This is a genomic window from Limosilactobacillus panis DSM 6035, from assembly GCF_001435935.1.
Classification (GTDB): Bacteria; Bacillota; Bacilli; order Lactobacillales; family Lactobacillaceae; genus Limosilactobacillus; species Limosilactobacillus panis.
Window position 1 is genome coordinate 1 of sequence record NZ_AZGM01000051.1, and the last position, 19379, is coordinate 19379.

Here is a 19379-nt window from a genome sequence, read left to right on the forward strand (position 1 = left end):
AAGCCCTGAACCACAATGATTTCATTGCAATTCAGGGCTTTCAAGTTTCAGTTAATAATTTAAGTTGCGGACTTTACCTATTTACGTCTGCTTTGGTAGGCCCGCCGCTTGGCCTTAGCCAACTTCCGCTTCCGCGCTTTTTCAGCCCGTTGCTTTTCTTCCCGTTCCTTACGAATCTTGAATGGGTTTTGAATCAACAGGGTCTGAACAACTTGGAAGGCGTTAGAAACTACCCAGTAAAGGGTAATGGCGGACGAGAAGCCTAGGGCCATGAAGAATACCATGATTGGCATGAACCAAGTCATCATCGTCGTCATGCTGTTCTTCTCCGGCATGGAGGCCATTGACAGCCAGGAACTAATAAAGGTGAAGACCGCCGCCAAAATTGGCATGATGAAGTAAGGGTCGGTGTGCCCTAACCGCAGCCAGAGGAAGGTCCCGTGCTTCAATTCAGGGGTTCGCCAGATTGCCTGGTACAGGGCCCACATGATTGGCAGCTGAATAATCATCGGTAGCATCGAAGCCATCGGGTGGACACCCGCTTCCTTGTACAGCTTTTGGGTCTCTTCCTGCATCTTCATCATTGAGTCCCGGTCACGTGATGAATACTTCTTTTGGATTGCCTTTAACTTGGGCGTTAATTCCTGGGTCTTCATCATTGACTTGGTCTGATAGAACATCAGTGGCAAAAGGAGGACCCGGATGATGATCGTGAAGATGATGATCCCCATCCCATAGCCACCGGTGTGGTTGGAAAGCCAGATGATAAACTGCGAGAAGTTATAAACGATGTAGTGGTCCCAAAAGCCGGTGCTGTGACTCGTCACCGGCTTGTTAGAACACGCGGCCAGCAGCATTGTTAAGCCGGCAATGGCCGCTAAGCTCAGGGCTTTTTTCTTCTTTTTCACGCTATTGTTCCTCACTTTTCATTAATTAACTTGGCCAGCTTCAACGCGTGGACCAGGTTTTTCTTTGTTTCTGCCATCTCCAAGCCATCAGCAGCCGGGCGGGCAATTACTAAGAAGTCAACGTCTGACCGCAATTGGGGTTTCACCTCTAAGAGGGTCTGGCGAATGCGCCGCTTGACCCAGTTACGGTGAACCGCGTTTCCAATCTTTTTCCCAACTGAAATTCCGACCCGGAAATGCTTTTGGCCTGGCTTAGCCATCTGATAGATGATGAATTTATGATTTGCAACGGAATTGTGAGTCTCGAAAACCCGTTGAAACTCACTTTCCTTTTTTACTCGGTATGACTTTCTCATGATGTCTAATCTCCAGCCTTACTTGTTTCGGTACTAAAAAAGGGCTCGGCAAACAACAACGCCAACGATCGTTGCTCGCTGAATTGCTTGCCCGCCCCTAATACAATAAAAAAAGCCACTATAAAAGTGGCCGTGGTTATGCAGATAATACTTTTCTGCCCTTTTGACGCCGACGTGCTAATACCTTACGGCCATTGCTGGTGCTCATGCGCTTACGGAAGCCATGGACACGTGCACGGTGACGCTTCTTTGGTTGAAACGTGCGCTTCATGCGATTGCACCTCCTATTTTATAAATGGGATTGTTTCTAATCTTTCTTCAAACATACTTTGGAAGTATAACATACTTTTCAAGATTAATAAACGGCCAAAATTTATTTAATTTTTTTAGTTATCCACAGAGAGTTAAAAAATATCCACAGCACTGTGTAAAAGCTCCCCCTGTGGATAATTTTTGCACAGGGAAATCCACCGGTCATCCCCAAATTCACATCCTGTTATTAAGTTATCCACAGGGCTGTGTATTTCTGTTGAAAACTCGATAAAACACCGCTATTACAGCAATAGGTTATCCACAATTCACTGTTAATAGCCACCATTTATTTAACTCTTTCCACCATTTCCACACTCCCAAAAGACAAATTACACACAGAGTTGTGTAAATTTTTTGTTCACTCACTCACCCTGTGGAAAACTTTTTTAGAGAATGATAAAATACCGGTTGAAATTAAATATCTAGGAGGAATTATTTTGACTGAGCTCGATTCTCTGTGGGAAGCGATCCAAAATTCTTTTCGTCAATACACCGGTCAGGTGACTTTTGACAATTTTATTGCTCCGGCAAAACCGATTTCTCTCTCGCAAAATCGTCTAGAAATTGAACTACCGACGCCAATGCACCGGGATTTCTGGAATAAGAACCTAACGGAAAAGCTCAAGGAGTACGTCCAGCGTGAACTGGGCCGCCCCGTTGAGCCTGTTTACGTTTTAACGGGAGAAAAAGCTAAATCACCAACCCCACAAAATGTTACGGGATCAACATCAAATATCCCATTAAATCCGTACTATAACTTTGAGACCTTCGTTGTCGGTGACGGCAACAAGATTGCCCACGCTGCCGCTCTCAACGCCGCGGAACGTCCCGGCTACATGAACCCCCTCTTCATCTACGGGGGTGTCGGTCTTGGTAAAACCCACTTAATGGAAGCCATCGGTAACTACATGCTTAAGATTAATAAGAACGCCCGCGTCAAGTACGTGACCAGCGAAGAATTTACGAATGACTTCATTAATTCAATTCAAAAGCGGACCACCGAACAGTTCCGCGAAGAGTACCGGAACCTCGACCTCCTATTGATCGACGATATCCAGTTCCTCGCCGACAAGGAGGGAACCCAAATTGAATTCTTCAACACCTTCAACACCCTTTACGACCAGCAAAAGCAAATCGTCTTGACCAGTGACCGGATGCCACGGGAGATTCCCGAACTACAAGACCGGCTGGTTTCTCGCTTCATGTGGGGGATGCCCGTTGAAATTACGCCGCCCGACTTGGAAACCCGGATTGCCATCCTGCGGAGTAAAGTTGAAGAGGACCACATCGACATCGGCAATGACACCTTGAACTACATTGCCGGTCAGATTGATACGAACGTCCGGGAACTTGAAGGCGCCTTAACCAAGGTCCAGGTCTACGCGGACCTCAGCAACGAGATCATCACGCCCCACCTGGCATCCCGGGCCCTCAAGGACTTCCGCCACTCAACCAAGCACCGGATTACGGTCGACGAGATTCAAAAACAGGTGGCCTCCTTCTACAACATTACCCAGGCCGACATTATGGGTAAGAAGCGGGTCAAGCAAATCGTGATGCCCCGGCAGATCGCAATGTATTTGACGCGCGAGCTGACGGACTATTCCCTGCCTAAGATTGGGAAGGAATTCGGCGGTAAGGATCACACGACCGTTCTGCACGCCATTGATAAAATTGAGGCCACCGCTAAGGACGACTCCCAACTCCAAAAGGATATTCACAAGCTCAAAGACCAGCTCCAAGCTTAGCTGTGGATAAGTACAGAAGTTATCCCAAGACTTATCCACAAGTTATCAACAAGTGAAAATGCTTGTTATAATAGTCTTAACGGACTTTTCCACAGGATCAACAGGCCCTACTACGACTACTATTTTTAAACTATAAAATATATTTATATATAACAGCACAAAAGGAGTGTCATTCTATGAATTTCACAATCAACCGTCCCGCATTTATTAGCCAACTAAATAATGTTCTTCGGGCAATCTCATCTAAAACCACCATTCCAATCTTAACGGGCTTAAAGATGGTCGTTGATAATGACCGGATTGTCCTTACTGGTAGTAACTCAGACATCACCATTGAAAGTGTCATTGACGCTAGCAACGAGGACTACGGTTTAACAGTTAAGGAACCAGGGGCCATTGTGTTACCTGCCCGTTTCTTCAGTGAAATCGTTAAGAAACTGCCAGACAAGCAAGTAACAATTGAAGTTACAAATGGTTTCCAGGCCGACATCACCTCCGGGACGGCCAAGTTCCAAATTAACGGTCAAGACGCCGAAAACTTCCCCCACCTACCGGAAATCGAATCTGATAACACCATCACCGTCCCTAACGATGTCCTCCGTGAAGTGATTCGGCAAACGGTCATTGCCGTTTCTAAGCAGGAGAGTCGGCCAATCCTTGCCGGGGTTCACTTTACCTTGAAGGATGGGCTCCTGACGGCGGTTGCCACCGATAGTCACCGGTTAGCACAACGGAAAGTGGCCTTAGAAAACGTCGACAGCAGCATGAACTTTGATATCATTATTCCCGGGAAGAGCTTGGATGAACTTTCGGGGATGGTCAGTGACGTTAAGGAAGATATCAAGCTGCAGGTCAGTGAAAACCAAGTTCTCTTTATTTTTGGCAACACCCACTTCTTCTCCCGCCTGCTCGAAGGTAACTACCCAGAAACCAGCCAGCTGATCCCAACCACCGCCGATACGACGATGGAAGTTGAAGCCGGCACCTTCCAGGCCTCAATTGAACGTGCTTCATTGCTGTCTCACGAGAGCCGGAACGATGTTGTTAAGCTGACTATCCAGCCGGGATCGAACCGTGTCCAAATCAGCAGTGACTCCCCAGATATCGGGACGGTTGAAGAAGAGGTCGCCACCACCGCCTTAGACGGTCAAGACCTTGAAATTTCCTTTAACCCGAACTACATGAAGGACGCCTTACGGTCATTTGGTCAGGCCACCATCAAAATTTCCTTCACTTCCCCACTGCGGCCATTTACCCTGGTGCCAACGGAAGATACGGAAAACTTTGTTCACCTGATTACCCCAGTGCGGACGTTCTAACATCAGATTTAGTGAAATAATTTAAAATGCCCTTAGCCACATTTCGTGGTCAAGGGCATTTTACGTTAGGGAATTTGGCCTCAAATGATTTTATTTGCAAATTGAGCCATTTTGACCCCGTTTTGATAAAAAAGCCTCGAAAAAGTTCAATCGGCTGAGATGGGCTATGACGGCCATTTTCGCTTGTGATTGTGGTATAATAGAGAGTGTAAAGTAGGTGAAATTTTTTGGAAGCTAAAAAAGTTGTAATCGACCGCCCCTACATCACCTTGGGCCAGGTCCTCAAAGAAGAGGGCGTCATTCCAACCGGTGGTGCTGCTAAGTGGTACTTAAAAGAAAATACGGTTTTAGTTAATAACGAAGCTGACGACCGGCGGGGCCGGAAGTTGTATCCTGACGACCTGGTTACCCTCCCTGACGGTCACCAGCTCCAGATTGAAAGTAAGTAGGAATCAGTAGATGATCCTGACAGAATTGCACCTGCGTCATTTCCGCAACTATGAGGATCAGACAGTCCACTTTGCGCCGGGGGTGAACGTCCTGATTGGTCGAAATGCGCAGGGGAAGACGAATATGCTAGAGGCAATTTATGCGTTGTCACTGACCCGGAGCCACCGGACCAACAATGACCGGGAACTCATCAACTGGCAGGCCCAGACCGCGACAATCAGCGGGGTCGTGCAAAAGGCAAGCGGGAAGGTGCCCTTGGAACTGCAGTTTACCAAGGAAGGCAAGCGGGCCAAGGTGAACCACCTCGAGCAGGCGCGTTTATCCCAATATATTGGCAACCTGAACGCCATCTTGTTTGCACCGGAGGACTTATCACTGGTCAAGGGGGCCCCGTCCTTACGCCGCCGGTTTATGGACATGGAATTCAGTCAGATGAGCAGCAAGTACTTATACAATGCCAGCCAGTTCCGGACCTTCCTCCGACAGCGCAATAAGTACCTCAAACAGTTGAAATATGGTCAACAGCATGACCAGGTCCTGTTGGACGTTTTATCAGACCAGTTGGCCGCGTATGGTGCCGAGGTGATCGTTGCCCGGCATCATTTTTTGCAGCAATTGGAGAAGTGGGCCGCTGACCTCCACCACCAGATTTCGCTGTACAAGGAGGAACTGCGGTTGGTCTACGCCACCCAGCTTAAGATCGATGACGAGACGACGGTTGACCAGGCCTACCAGCAGCTGTTGACGATTTACAAGGAAAATAAGGCCAAAGAAATCGACCAGGGGAGCACGATGTATGGCCCCCAGCGTGACGACATCCGCTTCATGGTCAACGGGAAAAACGTCCATTCGTTTGGCTCCCAGGGCCAGCAGCGGACAACCGCGCTATCCGTCAAGCTGGCCGAGATTGACCTAATGAAGGCCCAGACGGGGGAATACCCGTTACTACTGTTGGACGATGTCTTGTCCGAACTGGACACGGTCCGGCAGACCCACCTGTTAAAGGCAATTCAGAATAAAGTTCAGACATTTCTGACGACCACCAGCCTGAGTGATGTTGCCCGTCAGCTAATCAACGAACCGACGATCTTCAAAATAAAGGACGGTACATTAGTTAAGGAGGAAGCATAGTGAGCGACGAACAAAAAGAAACGAAAGCGCAACTAGCGAGTGAATATGATGCCAGCCAGATCCAGGTCTTAAAGGGACTGGATGCGGTCCGGAAGCGTCCCGGGATGTACATCGGGTCGACCTCAGCCCAGGGTCTCCACCACCTGGTATGGGAAATCGTTGATAACGGGATTGACGAAGCCTTGGCTGGTTTCTGTGACGAGATTAACGTTGAGGTTAACCCCGACAACAGTATCACGGTCAAAGACAACGGGCGTGGTATCCCAGTTGACATCCAGGAACAAACTGGTAAGCCCGCTTTGGAAACGGTCTTCACGGTCCTGCACGCCGGTGGTAAGTTCGGCGGTGGCGGATACAAGGTTTCCGGGGGGCTCCACGGGGTGGGGGCCTCGGTCGTTAACGCCCTGTCGACCGAACTAGACGTTAAAGTTGCCCGGCAAGGCAAGCGCTACTACATGGACTTTGATCACGGTCACGTTAAGACCGCGATGAAGGTGATCGACGACAACCTTCCGGAAAACGAACACGGAACCATCGTTCACTTCAAGCCGGACCCGGCAATCTTCCGGGAAACCACGACTTACAATATCAAGACCTTGACGACCCGGCTGCGGGAACTGGCCTTCTTGAACAAGGGCCTCAAGATCACCATTGAAGACAAGCGGGAAGAAAACCCGAAGCGGCAGGAATTCCACTACGAAGGTGGGATCCGTCACTATGTTGACTTCCTGAACGAAAATAAGACAACCCTCTTTGAGCCGCCAATTTACGTTGAAGGGAAGGAAAACGGGATTACGGTGGAAGTGTCTTTGCAATACACCGACTCTTACCGGAGCGAGCTTTTGACTTTCACCAACAACATCCACACCTACGAAGGTGGGACCCACGAGACCGGCTTTAAGATGGCCCTGACGCGGGTAATTAACGACTACGGTCATAAGGCGGGGATCTTAAAGAGCAACGAGACCCTGTCTGGTGACGACGTCAGAGAAGGAATGACGGCGGTGGTCTCCATCAAGCACCCGGACCCGCAGTTTGAAGGTCAGACGAAGACCAAGCTGGGGAACTCCGATGCTCGGACCGCCACCGACCATGTCTTTGCGGCCACCTTTAACCGCTTCTTGCTCGAACACCCAGACGAGGCCCGGCAGATCATCGAAAAGGGCCAGCTGGCTTCTAAGGCCCGGGTCGCCGCTAAGCGGGCCCGGGAAGTTACCCGGAAGAAGAGCGGCCTGGAGATTTCCAACCTGCCTGGTAAGTTAGCCGACAACACCAGTAAGGACCCGAACATTTCGGAATTGTTTATCGTCGAAGGGGACTCCGCCGGTGGTTCTGCTAAGCAGGGACGGTCGCGGCTGACTCAGGCGATCTTGCCAATTCGGGGGAAGATTTTGAACGTTGAAAAGGCCACCCTGGACCGGGTCCTGGCTAACGACGAAATTCGTTCCCTCTTCACGGCCCTGGGAACCGGCTTTGGGGACGATTTTGACATAACCAAGGCCAACTACCACAAGCTGATCATCATGACCGATGCCGATGTCGATGGGGCCCACATTCGGACCCTGCTTTTGACCTTGATCTACCGTTTCATGCGGCCAATGATCACCCATGGCTACGTCTACATTGCCCAGCCGCCGCTATACCAAGTTCGGCAGGGGAAGTTTGTTAAGTACATCGAAAGTGACGAAGAACTGCAGCAAGTCGTTAGCTCCTTACAGCCGAGCCCGAAACCGGTTATCCAACGGTACAAGGGGCTTGGTGAAATGGACGCCGAGCAGCTGTGGGAAACCACGATGGACCCTGCTAACCGGCACCTGCTCCGGGTCCAATTAGACGACGCCGAACAGGCTAACCAAATTTTCCCAATGCTTATGGGAACCAAGGTTGGTCCGCGGCGGGACTTTATCGAGCAGAACGCTAAGTTTGTTGAAAACCTTGACCTCTAGTCGGGGATAATACGGAAAAGGAGGAACGACATTGGCTGAAGACATGTCAAATAATCGAATTACGGACGTTAAGCTGACGAGCCAGATGAAGAATTCATTCCTGTACTATGCCATGAGTGTTATCGTCTCCCGGGCCTTGCCAGACGTTCGTGATGGGTTGAAGCCGGTTCAGCGGCGGATCCTGTACGGGATGAACGAGCTGGGAGTTACCCCGGATAAGCCCTATAAGAAGTCTGCCCGGATCGTCGGGGATGTCATGGGGAAGTTCCACCCCCACGGTGACTCCTCGATTTACGAAGGGTTAGTCCGGATGGCCCAGGACTTTAGCTACCGCTACATGCTGGTTGACGGTCACGGTAACTTCGGTTCGGTCGACGGTGATAGTGCGGCCGCCATGCGGTATACCGAAGCGCGGATGAGCAAGATCGCGGTGGAAATGTTGCGGGACATCAACAAGGATACCGTGGACTTCCAACCAAACTACGATGGGACTGAAAAGGAACCCGTTGTCCTGCCGGCCCGCTTCCCGAACCTCTTGGTCAACGGGGCTTCCGGGATTGCCGTCGGGATGGCGACGAACATTCCCACCCACAACCTCGGTGAAGTCATCAGCGCCATCCACATGCTGATGAAGAACCCAGACGTAACGATTCCTGAACTGATGAAGGCTCTCCCTGGTCCGGACTTCCCGACCGGTGGGGTCGTTATGGGTAAAGCCGGTATCCGGAAAGCCTATGAGACTGGCCGGGGCAGCATTATCGTGCGGGCCAAGGTTGATATTGAAGAGCAAAAGAACGGCAAGCAGCGGATCATTGTCCACGAAATTCCGTACATGGTCAACAAGGCTAACCTGATCAGCCGGATCGCTGAACTGGCCCGGAACAAGGAAATTGACGGGATTACCGACGTTAACGATGAAACCGACCGGGACGGGATGCGGATTGTGATCGATGTCCGGCGCGACGCCAGTGCGGAGGTCATCTTAAACAACCTTTACAAGATGACCTTGATGCAGACAACCTTCAACTTCAACATGCTGGCAATCGTCAACGGGGCGCCAAAGATTCTCAGTTTAAAGCAGATTCTGGAATACTACCTGGAACACCAGGAAAGCGTCGTTCGTCGGCGGACCCAGTTTGAGTTGAAGAAGGCCCAGAGTCGGGTCCACATTGTTGAAGGTTTACGGATTGCCCTGGACCACATCGACGAAATCATCAACATCATCCGCCAGTCCCAGACCAGTGAGGTTGCCAAGAGTCAGTTGATGAACAACTACGGCCTGTCTGACCGGCAAGCTCAGGCCATCCTGGACATGCGGCTGGTCCGGCTGACCGGTTTGGAACGGGAAAAGATTGAGGCCGAGTACAAGAAACTGATGGCCGCCATCGCCGACTACAAGGACATCCTGGCCCACAAGGAACGGATCAACCAGACCATTTATGATGAGCTGATGGAAATCCAAAAGAAGTTTGGCGACAAGCGGCGGACCGAATTGCAGGTTGGTGACATTACCAACATCGAAGACGAGGACCTGATTGAGGAACAAGACATCATTGTGACCCTGACCCACAACGGCTACATCAAGCGCCTGCCGGTAGACGAATTCAAGTCCCAGCACCGTGGTGGCCGGGGTGTCAAGGGAATGGGCGTTCATAATGACGACTTCATCGAGCAGCTGATTTCCAGCTCAACCCATGACCTCCTCCTCTTCTTCACCAACTCCGGGAAGGTTTACTCCATGAAGGGGTACGAGGTTCCCGAATACGGGCGTTCTGCCCAGGGGATTCCAATCATCAACCTCCTGAACATCGACAGCAAGGAAAAGATCAGTGCGGTTATCAACGTTTCCCACAAGACCAATGATGATGACAAGTACCTCTTCTTCACGACCAAGTACGGGACCGTTAAGCGGACAGCGGTACCAGAGTTCAAGAACATCCGGAGTAACGGTCTGAAGGCCATCAACCTCCACGATGGGGATGAGCTGATGGACGTTGCCGTGATTAACGATGGTCAGCCGATGATTATCGGGACCCACCACGGTTATGCCCTGAGCTTTAACTCCGACGTTGTGCGGTCAATGGGCCGGAGCGCAGCCGGTGTCCGGGGAATCCGCCTTCGTGATGATGACTACGTAATTGGCGCGGCCCCACTAAATGCCGACTCCAACGTCCTGGTAATTAGTGAAAACGGCTTTGGAAAGCAAACGCCGGCTAAAGATTACCCAATCAAGGGCCGGGGCGGTCTCGGTGTGAAGACCGTCAACGTGACGAAGAAGAATGGTCCACTGGTTGGGATGACGACCGTGGACGGGGACGAAGACATCATGCTGGTCACTGACCAGGGTGTCATCATCCGCTTCGGTATCGAAAGTGTATCGCAAACTGGGAGGGCAGCCGTTGGTGTCCATCTGATGAAGATGGATAACGGCGCCAAGGTTGCTACCATGGCCAAGGTGGAAAAGGAAACTGATGACGACAGTGACCAGACCACCGCTGACCAGGAAGAAGCCGACGGCCAAGTAAGCGAAGAAAATCCGGAATAAAAAGATGTAAATCCTGAAAAATGCGTATTTAATAAGTGACCGCATTTTTCAGGATTTATCGTTATCGTCGCTTGTTTTATAGTTGTATTTATGCTATATTTTATATCTGTGAGTATACGTACAGACGTCTACTCTCCTTGTTCTTCTTTACTTTAAGGAGAACCAGAGTCCATAAGGAGGTGTAACATTCATGGAAACACGTAAATATGAAATTACTTACATCATTCGTCCTGACATCGAAGAATCAGCTAAGAGCGAACTGGTTGACCGGTTCGACAAGGTTCTGACGGACAATGGTGCAACCATCGCTGAATCAAAGGACTGGGACACTCGTCGCTTTGCTTACCCAATCAACAAGTACACTGAAGGTACTTACCACGTAATTACCTTGACTACTGATTCTGACGAAGCATTGAACGAATTTGACCGTCTTTCAAAGTTCAGTGACGATATCCTACGTCACATGATCGTTAAGCTTGATGCTTAATTAGATTGTCATTTTAATAGAGAGGAGAACGATCTATGATTAATCGTGCAGTCTTAACTGGGCGTTTAACGCGAGATCCTGAGTTTCGGTACACTACAAGCGGGACGGCAGTGGTATCCTTTACCCTGGCCGTTGATCGTCAGTTCCGAAACCAAAATGGGGAACGAGATGCTGACTTTATCAATTGCGTTATCTGGCGTAAGTCCGCGGAAAACTTTAGCAACTTCACACACAAGGGTTCGCTTGTTGGTATCGAAGGCCGGATTCAAACCCGGAACTATGAGAACCAGCAGGGTAACCGTGTTTACGTTACTGAAGTGGTAGTTGATAACTTCGCATTGCTTGAGCCTCGTCAAAATAACGGGATGAATCAGCAGGGTGGCCAGCAACCATTTAGTAATGGCAACAATCAACCGTTTGGTGGTCAATCCCAGCAATTCGGTGGTAATCAACCGCAAACTAATAATGCTCCTCAAGGAAACCCATCACCAAACAATGGTGGTTTTGGTGGCAACAACAATGCCCCAACCAGCAACGCGCCATTCTCACCCGACAGCAATAATGACGGGGAACAGAAGATTGACGTTTCCGATGATGAGTTACCATTCTAAATAAATTTTTTACCAGATAGGAGGGTAATTTCATGGCACAACAACGTCGGGGCGGTCGTCGTCGTCGCAAGGTCGACTTCATCGCCGCTAACCACATCGAATACATCGATTACAAAGATACTGACTTATTACGGCGGTTCATCTCCGAACGGGGTAAGATTTTACCACGTCGGGTTACTGGTACCAGTGCTAAGAACCAACGTAAGTTAACTATCGCTATCAAGCGTGCACGGATTATGGGTCTTTTGCCATTTGTTGCTGAAGATTAATTCGTGAATAAAAAGAGTGAAGCAAGAACCAACGATGGTCCCTGCTTCACTCTTTTTTTGTGGGGTCCAAACGCCATAAACAGTGACACGCTCACTTTTGTCGCTATTGCGGGGCCAAGTTACCGGGGATGTTTGACCTAGTCTTGCTGCTAAGAAGCAGTACTAAAGACTACTTGTTTTGACAAATTATTAAATGACGGTATGAAAAAGCAACCCGCGAATTTTTATCGAGGATTGCTTTTTTGCACTATCAGGAAAATAACCGGGAAAATGAAATCATGCTAGATGAGCGGTAATAGGAGTGATAAGCCTACTGCATTGCAAAATGCACGTAGCATCACCGCCGTTTAACCCGCGCCAAAGCAAAGACCAGAACGCTGGCAATCAGGCAGTAGGCAAGCGAGTTCCAGCCCAGGGCAGTCAGTCCCCAGTGCCGGTAAACCTGGCCGGCACTCATAGCCGCCAGGGCGATTCCAGCATTGTAGAAAATCGCACTGAGAGTCGAGGCTAGCATCACGGCCGATGGGTACCGCCGAGTCGCAAGGTCTAAGAAGAATACCTGGAGTGGGGACCCGAAGACGGCGACGGTAAAGCCCAGCAGGATCAAGAGTGCAACCCCGGTCCATTGATTCCACATCAGTGTGCTGAAAAGGGCCAGCAAGACCAGGTTAATAATGTAGACTGGGCGGAGGGTCCGAAAGCCACCCCGCGCGGCAATCCTCTCCGAGGCCTGGTTGGCAAAAATATCGACAACCCCGAGGATGAGGAGAATCAGGCTGAGCTGGGTGGCGCTGAAGTGGAGGGCTTGCCGAATCAGCGGTCGGATATAGGTGTAGTAGCCGTAGAGGGTCGCCGCTGCGCAAATGACAAAGAAGATTCCCAGCCATACCCGGTAGTCGCGTAACAAGACTAGCTGATCGCGAAAATTCCCCTTTTCACCGGGCAGGTTGCGGGGGAGGACCATAAATGCCAGCAGGGTGGCAACGGCCGTGACCACCGCCACCATCACGAAGGCATCCTGCCAGCGCCAATAGTGCGCAATGATGGTACCAAGCGGGACCCCGACCACTGAGGCCAGGCTAAAGCCGGTGTAAATATAGGCAATCGCCATCGACCGCTGCTTGGGGTCCGCCGCCAACTGGTAAATGATGACGGAGAGGACCGACTCAAGCATCCCCGCGACCGACGCGGTGATAACCCGGGAAAGTAGGAAAATATTTAGGGTGGGTGAACTGGCACTCAGGATCGTCCCCACCAAAAAGACCAGCAGCATCCCCACCAATAGGTAGTACTTGTTGCAGTGGTTGGTGCCCAGGGCAACCAGGGGGGTCACGATGGCGTAGGTCCACGCAAACACTGCCACCAGCCAGGAAATTTGGCTTAGTGATTCGTGGTAAGTGCCCGCAATCAGGGACAGGTTACCGACAACCATAAATTCGTTACAGCCCAACATGAACGAGATTAAAACGAACATGACGATGAGAATATTAAATTGGTGATGACTAAGTTTCTGGGTCATTTTTCCTCCATAAATATGCCTGAGCGTCTCCTTAATAATTTTACTCTGATTCGTAATATACTAGTAGTAAAAGGACACCCTTTTGAAAATCAAGCGTGTGTCTGGTTGATGTGATATGATAGGATTATCCAAGAAAAAAATGGGCCAACTTAGGTCCTTTTTGGGAGGATTACTATGCAAAAGTTTTTCAGTCGTGAAGCCTGGCTGTTTTATTTTAAACACCCAGCAGTCCGCTGGAATGTCTGCTATTTGCTATTATTAACCATTATTAGTTTATGTTTTGCCTTTATCTTTAACTGGCTAGTTGGGATAGTTGTGCTGGTAATCGCCCTCGTCGGCGGCCTGGCCAGTGTGAAGCAGTTGCGCCGGCTTGTCATTGACGCTAATGAATACCTGAATCACTTGCTATACCAGATTAAGCAGGGCCAGCAAGAGGCCCTCTTAGAGATGCCGATGGGGATGATCATCCTGAACCGCCAACACGCGGTGGAATGGATCAACCCTTACATGGCGCGGTATTTTAGCCTGAAGCGGGTAGTTGGCAAGCCACTTGCCGAGGTCGATCAGGAGCTCGCGCAGTTGGTTTTACAGCATGCGGATGACCAGAAAGCGCAGGTCGTATCGTGGCAGGGACGACAATTTGAGTTTCTCGTCCAGAACAAGAACCACGTGGTCTACCTGATGGACGTCACGAAGTATGAACAGATCAGTAAGCAGTTTAAACGGGAACAGATTTTCCTCGGGAATATCTACCTCGATAACTACGATGAGTTGATCCAGGGGATGAGCGATTCCGCGGTCTCCAACCTCCATAATTACGTTACCTCGGAGATTAACAAGTGGGCGACCGCTAACCACCTTTTGATGAAAATCATTGATGATGATAACTACCTGATTATCGGGCACGAGGCTTCATTACAGGCCCTGGAAAAGAAGAAGTTTAAGATCCTAGACGTGATCCGGGAAAACACGTCCCAACGCAACTCGCCGGTGACCCTGAGTGTCGGAATTGCCTACGGGGAAAGCGACCTGGTCAGACTGGCCGACACGGCCCAGAACAACCTGGACCTTGCCCTCGGCCGGGGTGGCGATCAGGTAGTTGTCCGCTCCAAGGATAAGCCGGCCCGTTTCTACGGTGGGAAAACCAACCCGATGGAGAAACGGACCCGGGTGCGGGCACGGATGATTAGTCAGGCCCTCAGAGAATTAATTAGTCAGGCTGACCAGCTCTTTGTCATGGGCCATAAGAACCCCGACATGGACTCACTGGGTGCCTGCCTGGGGATCCGCCGGATTGCCGAGATGAACGGCAAGGAATGCTGGATCGTGGTCGATGATGAGCACCAGCACTCCGACATCCGCCGGCTGATGCGGGAAATCGATAACTATCATGGCATCAAGGACCACGTGATTTCCCCCGAGGCGGCCATCAACAAGTCAACCAGCAACAGTCTGCTGGTCATGGTGGACCACGCCAAGGAAAGCATTACGATCTCGCCAGCCCTCTTTGAGAAGCTGCAAAACCGCCTCGTGATCATTGACCACCACCGGCGGGGCGAGGAGTTCCCCGAGAACCCACTGCTGGTCTACATCGAGCCGTACGCTTCCTCAACTTGTGAGCTGATCACCGAGATGTTCGAGTACCAGCCACGTGAAGGGAAGGGGCTGAACAAGCTCGAGGCCACCACGATGCTGACGGGGATCCAGATCGATACGAAGTCGTTTACCAAGAGCGCCGGGACGCGGACATTTGATGCCGCCTCCTACCTGCGTTCGGCGGGGGCCGACGGGATGATGATCCAGGCCTTTATGAAGGAGGACTCGCACAGCTTCATGGAGCGTAACCACCTCCTGGCGCGGGCGGAGATCAGCAACTCGGTGGCTATCTGTGCCGGCGAGGAGGACCGCTACTACGACTCGGTAACGGCGGCCCAGGCGGCTGACATGCTCCTGCAGATTGCGGGGGTGGACGCTTCATTTGTAATTACCCTCCGGTCGGGCAACGTGATTGGCGTTTCGGCCCGGTCAATGGGCGACTTTAACGTCCAGGTAATTATGGAGAAGATGGGCGGCGGTGGCCACCTCGCCAATGCGGCGACCCAGATTAGTGGCCAGACGATTGCCCAAGTTAAGGAAACACTGCTGGGCCTGTTGAAGCAGGACCCGGTTGATGAAACAGAAGAAACAGAGGAGTGACAGACATGAAGGTTATTTTTACACAAGATGTTCGTGGACGCGGTAAGCGGGGCCAAGTCAAGGAAGTTCCAGACGGCTACGCCCAAAACTACCTGATTAAGCGGGGCCTGGCTAAGCAAGCCACCAAGGCCGCAATGAGCCAGTTAGCTGGCCAAAAGCGGGCCGAAGAAAAGCACGCGGCCGAAGAGCTGGCCGAGGCCAAGAAGGTTAAGAAGGTCCTGGAAAATGACAAGACGGTTGTTGAACTGAGCGGAAAGGCCGGGAAAGATGGCCGGATGTTTGGTTCGATTTCCACTAAGCAGATTGCCACGGCCCTCGAAAAGCAGTACAAGGTCAAGATTGACAAGCGGAAGATTGAACTGGCCGCCCCAATCAAGGCCCTTGGTTACGTTAACGTGCCAATCAAGCTGCACCCAGAAGTAACTGCTGAAATTCGGGTTCACATTGCCGAAAAGTAGTTGGTAAATTGTTAAGATAAAAGAGGTATCGCCATGGATAATGCACCAATGCAAGAAGAACCGCGCGATATTGAAGCAGAAAAAGCAGTTCTTGGAGCTGCTTTTTTAAGTAAAAACGCGCTGGCGGATGCAATGGAATACTTGGAGCCGCATGACTTCTACAAGCGTGCCCACCAGTTGATTTTTGAAAAAATGGTTGACCTCTATGAGGATGACCAGCCGATCGACCCGATCATGATGAACAGTGCCCTGGCTAAGGACAACCAGACGGAAAACGTTGGCGGCCCGGCCTACATTGCGGAACTGGCCTCCTCCGTCCCCTCCGCTAGAGACGTCAGCTACTATGCCAAGATTGTCCATGATAAGGCGACCCGGCGGCGGTTGATCAACACCGCCACGAAGATCATCAACAAGGGTTACGCCGACGATGAACGAATCGAAGACCTGCTCGACTCCGCCGAACAAGACATCATGCGGGTCTCGGAGGGTAATAACCAGTCGGACTTTAAGAAGATCAACACGGTCCTTGATGAGTCCTTAAACCACATCGACGAGCTCTCCCAGCAAAAGACCGACGTGACGGGGCTCAAGACCGGTTACAAGCAGTTGGACGAGATGACCACGGGGCTCCATAAGGACGAATTAGTCATCATCGCGGCCCGGCCCGCGGTGGGGAAGACGGCATTTGCTTTAAACATCGCCCAGAACGTTGCCACCCGGACGGACGACGAAGGTAAACGAACCTCGGTGGCCATCTTCAGCCTGGAAATGGGGGCCGAGTCCCTAGTCAACCGGATGCTGTGTGCGGAAGGCAACATCAATGCGAACCACCTACGGACCGGGCAGCTGACGCCCGAGGAGTGGGAGAGCATGTACATGGCTATGGGGACCCTGTCGAATGCCCAAATCTTCATTGATGATACGCCGGGGATCAAGGTGGCCGAAATTCGGGCCCGTTGCCGGCGACTGGCTAAGGAACAAGGAAACCTGGGTCTGATTGTAATCGACTACCTCCAGCTGATTGAAGGGAGCAATCCCGACAACCGGCAACAGGAAGTTTCGGAAATTTCGCGGCAGCTCAAGAAACTGGCCAAGGAACTAGAGGTCCCAGTCATCGCGCTTTCCCAGCTATCACGGGGAGTGGAACAACGGCAAGATAAGCGGCCGGTCTTGTCCGATATCCGGGAATCCGGATCGATCGAACAGGATGCCGATATCGTTAGTTTTCTCTACCGGGACGACTACTACGAGCATGATGAAGACGATGATGAGGACCAGGGTGGTGGCCCTGGCCAGCAGGACGACGATGATGCTGCCAACGTCAGTGAAGTCGAAGTCATTATTGAAAAGAACCGGTCAGGTCCGCGGGGCACGGTTAAGCTGCTGTTCGCTAAGTCGTACAACAAGTTTGCGTCGGTGGCCTACGTTCCGGAGGAACACCAGTAATAATTATTTGTCCAGCATGAATATACGGAGAAAGAAAGGCTAGAGAAAAGGTGTTTTTTCCAGCCTTTTCTTTGCAATCGGGAGGAGATGTCACGGATGCAAAAAGAGAACGGGGTTCAACTGAAGTGGCTGCTGGTTGGAATCTTCATCAGTAGCATTGGCAACAGCTTTGTCTGGCCCCTCACCACTATCTATATGCATGAACAGCTGCACGAGTCGCTAACCGTTTCCGGGATTATCCTGCTCTTCTACTCGGGGGCAAACGTGGTTGGGAGCTACATCAGTGGGCTCTTATTTGACCGCTATAACCCCCGCCACCTGTTGCTCAACGGTTCCATCGTGGCAACCATCGTGATCGCGTTGATGATCTTCTTTAACGGCTGGCCGATCTACGCCTTCCTGTTGACCGCCATTGGTTTTTTCAACGGCTGGATCATGACGATGATCAACTCCTACGCTACCCGGACGGGCCAGGATGGGCGCTACGTCTTCAACATGCTTTACTTTGCCAATAATCTGGGGATGGTGATTGGGACCACGATTGTCGGGCCCCTCTACCAGTACGCGCACGGTAACATTGCCCCGCTATTTACGATTACCACCGTCCTCTACCTCATCTTCATCTTGATTGTCTTTGTCCACTTTAAAGATGGGGACGACAAGACTAGTGGGGAGACACCAACGGTCGACATTACGGTAGACCAACGGGCGGCCAAGATGCCCAAGGCCAACCTGTGGGTCTGCTGGACCTTCTTCATTAGTCTTTGCGTAATCTGGATGATGTACGAGCAGTGGTCCAGTAACCTCTCCGTCTTCATGACCGAACGGGGGATTTCGATGACCAAGTACAGCCTCCTGTGGACCATCAACGGGATCTTGATTGTCCTGGCCCAGCTGGCCCTTTCCTGGATCAACCGCTGGTACAACAACCCCTACATGCTGGTCTACATCGGGACGTTCACCATTGCTTTGTCCTTTGTCCTCCTCTTGGTCGCCAAGACCTACGCCTGGTTTATCCTGGCAATGGTGGTCCTGACGATTGGGGAGGCCACGGCCATCCCGACGATGCCAGCGATTGTAAACAGCCTTTCGCCCGTCGCGGTGAAGGGGAAGTACCAGGGGATTTTAAATGCCTACTCCTCGCTCGGTAAGGCATTCGGACCCCTCTTTGGTGGCCTGGTGATTGGCGCGGCTTCATACCACGTCCTCTTTGTGATCTGTGCGGCGTCAATCTTTGTGGTTGAGCTTATCATCCTCCTGGTTGCCAAGCTGAAACGGCAGGCAACTAAAGAATTCTAGGAAGTGATCATGGTGTTTTATAACAACTTCGATAATGTTCACGGCGAGGACCGCTTCGGCCTGGTCGGGAAAACCGGGGATGGCTTTCGCGAGGACCGGCAGTTGGCCCTGCCCTGTTATAAGTGTCATCAAGGACCCCTGGTAATTGCGGAGCGAAACTGGGGTGCTACCAATAACGATGACTCCCAGCAATACCAAATTGTGGTTTGTTGTACCCACTGCGGGGCGGTTGACGAGTTCATCGTCAATGACGGTCGTGAGCACCAAATCAGTAAACTCAAACATGCTCACCAAATGCCCAGTGAACAAGATTTAAAATAAGATAAAGGGGCTGTGACATAAGTCCCAAATAATTAATGGAGTTAGATGAAATTTTCGG

Annotated in this window: 18 protein-coding genes; 14 read left to right on the forward strand and 4 right to left on the reverse strand. The window is 51.0% G+C overall.

What is annotated here, in order from left to right:
* Nucleotides 1-77: 77 nt before the first annotated feature.
* From FD32_RS03585 to rpmH, 3 genes are all read right to left on the reverse strand, one after another.
* Nucleotides 78-857: a YidC/Oxa1 family membrane protein insertase gene (locus FD32_RS03585; RefSeq protein WP_047768358.1), complete on the reverse strand. Its 780-nt coding sequence runs from the start codon at nucleotides 855-857 to the stop codon at nucleotides 78-80.
* A gap of 62 nt (nucleotides 858-919) precedes the next feature.
* Nucleotides 920-1264: a ribonuclease P protein component gene (gene rnpA, locus FD32_RS03590; RefSeq protein WP_047768356.1), complete on the reverse strand. Its 345-nt coding sequence runs from the start codon at nucleotides 1262-1264 to the stop codon at nucleotides 920-922.
* 136 nt (nucleotides 1265-1400) lie between these two features.
* Nucleotides 1401-1535, reverse strand: coding sequence for a 50S ribosomal protein L34 (gene rpmH / locus FD32_RS09770; RefSeq protein WP_003665227.1), 135 nt, complete (start codon nucleotides 1533-1535; stop codon nucleotides 1401-1403).
* 478 nt (nucleotides 1536-2013) lie between these two features.
* Between rpmH and dnaA the strand changes: the two genes are divergently transcribed.
* From dnaA to rpsR, 9 genes are all read left to right on the forward strand, one after another.
* The gene (dnaA, locus tag FD32_RS03595) at nucleotides 2014-3324 is read left to right on the forward strand and encodes a chromosomal replication initiator protein DnaA (RefSeq protein WP_047768355.1); all 1311 of its coding nucleotides are present in this window, start codon (nucleotides 2014-2016) and stop codon (nucleotides 3322-3324) included.
* 176 nt (nucleotides 3325-3500) lie between these two features.
* Nucleotides 3501-4643 (forward strand): DNA polymerase III subunit beta, encoded by a 1143-nt coding sequence (dnaN, locus tag FD32_RS03600; RefSeq protein ID WP_047768354.1) that lies wholly within the window; start codon nucleotides 3501-3503, stop codon nucleotides 4641-4643.
* A 227-nt stretch (nucleotides 4644-4870) separates the two neighbouring features.
* A complete protein-coding gene (gene yaaA, locus FD32_RS03605; protein WP_047768353.1) occupies nucleotides 4871-5092 on the forward strand; it encodes a S4 domain-containing protein YaaA in 222 nt (73 codons plus the stop codon).
* Nucleotides 5093-5102: 10 nt separating this feature from the next.
* Complete coding sequence (gene recF / locus FD32_RS03610) at nucleotides 5103-6224, forward strand: DNA replication/repair protein RecF (RefSeq protein WP_047768351.1); 1122 nt, start codon at nucleotides 5103-5105, stop codon at nucleotides 6222-6224.
* Nucleotides 6224-8170 carry a DNA topoisomerase (ATP-hydrolyzing) subunit B gene (gene gyrB / locus FD32_RS03615; protein ID WP_047768349.1) on the forward strand — a complete coding sequence of 649 codons (1947 nt, stop codon included), beginning with the start codon at nucleotides 6224-6226 and terminating at the stop codon, nucleotides 8168-8170. Before recF ends, gyrB begins: the two co-directional genes overlap by 1 nt.
* Nucleotides 8171-8213: 43 nt before the next feature.
* A complete protein-coding gene (gene gyrA, locus FD32_RS03620) occupies nucleotides 8214-10715 on the forward strand; it encodes a DNA gyrase subunit A (RefSeq protein ID WP_152666516.1) in 2502 nt (833 codons plus the stop codon).
* Nucleotides 10716-10905: 190 nt separating this feature from the next.
* Entirely contained in the window at nucleotides 10906-11202 is a 297-nt protein-coding gene (gene rpsF, locus FD32_RS03625; RefSeq protein WP_047768345.1) for a 30S ribosomal protein S6, read from the forward strand.
* A 35-nt stretch (nucleotides 11203-11237) separates the two neighbouring features.
* Nucleotides 11238-11813, forward strand: coding sequence for a single-stranded DNA-binding protein (ssb, locus tag FD32_RS03630; RefSeq protein ID WP_047768343.1), 576 nt, complete (start codon nucleotides 11238-11240; stop codon nucleotides 11811-11813).
* 32 nt (nucleotides 11814-11845) lie between these two features.
* Nucleotides 11846-12082, forward strand: a complete 237-nt coding sequence (rpsR, locus tag FD32_RS03635) for a 30S ribosomal protein S18 (RefSeq protein WP_003665240.1) — start codon at nucleotides 11846-11848, stop codon at nucleotides 12080-12082.
* Nucleotides 12083-12419: 337 nt separating this feature from the next.
* Here rpsR and FD32_RS03640 read toward each other — a convergent pair whose 3' ends face one another.
* Nucleotides 12420-13601, reverse strand: a complete 1182-nt coding sequence (locus tag FD32_RS03640; RefSeq protein ID WP_191980296.1) for an MFS transporter — start codon at nucleotides 13599-13601, stop codon at nucleotides 12420-12422.
* 174 nt (nucleotides 13602-13775) lie between these two features.
* On the opposite strand from FD32_RS03640, the gene FD32_RS03645 reads away from it, so the two are divergent.
* The 5 genes from FD32_RS03645 to FD32_RS03665 all read left to right on the forward strand — a co-directional run bounded on the left by FD32_RS03645 (nucleotide 13776) and on the right by FD32_RS03665 (nucleotide 19321).
* Nucleotides 13776-15797 (forward strand): DHH family phosphoesterase, encoded by a 2022-nt coding sequence (locus tag FD32_RS03645; RefSeq protein ID WP_047768341.1) that lies wholly within the window; start codon nucleotides 13776-13778, stop codon nucleotides 15795-15797.
* A 5-nt stretch (nucleotides 15798-15802) separates the two neighbouring features.
* Nucleotides 15803-16255: a 50S ribosomal protein L9 gene (gene rplI / locus FD32_RS03650; RefSeq protein WP_047768339.1), complete on the forward strand. Its 453-nt coding sequence runs from the start codon at nucleotides 15803-15805 to the stop codon at nucleotides 16253-16255.
* Between the two features lie 33 nt (nucleotides 16256-16288).
* Nucleotides 16289-17701, forward strand: a complete 1413-nt coding sequence (gene dnaB / locus FD32_RS03655) for a replicative DNA helicase (RefSeq protein WP_047768337.1) — start codon at nucleotides 16289-16291, stop codon at nucleotides 17699-17701.
* Between the two features lie 96 nt (nucleotides 17702-17797).
* Nucleotides 17798-19000, forward strand: a complete 1203-nt coding sequence (locus tag FD32_RS03660) for an MDR family MFS transporter (protein ID WP_047768334.1) — start codon at nucleotides 17798-17800, stop codon at nucleotides 18998-19000.
* Nucleotides 19001-19012: 12 nt separating this feature from the next.
* The gene (locus FD32_RS03665; RefSeq protein WP_047768332.1) at nucleotides 19013-19321 is read left to right on the forward strand and encodes a hypothetical protein; all 309 of its coding nucleotides are present in this window, start codon (nucleotides 19013-19015) and stop codon (nucleotides 19319-19321) included.
* Nucleotides 19322-19379: the final 58 nt, after the last annotated feature.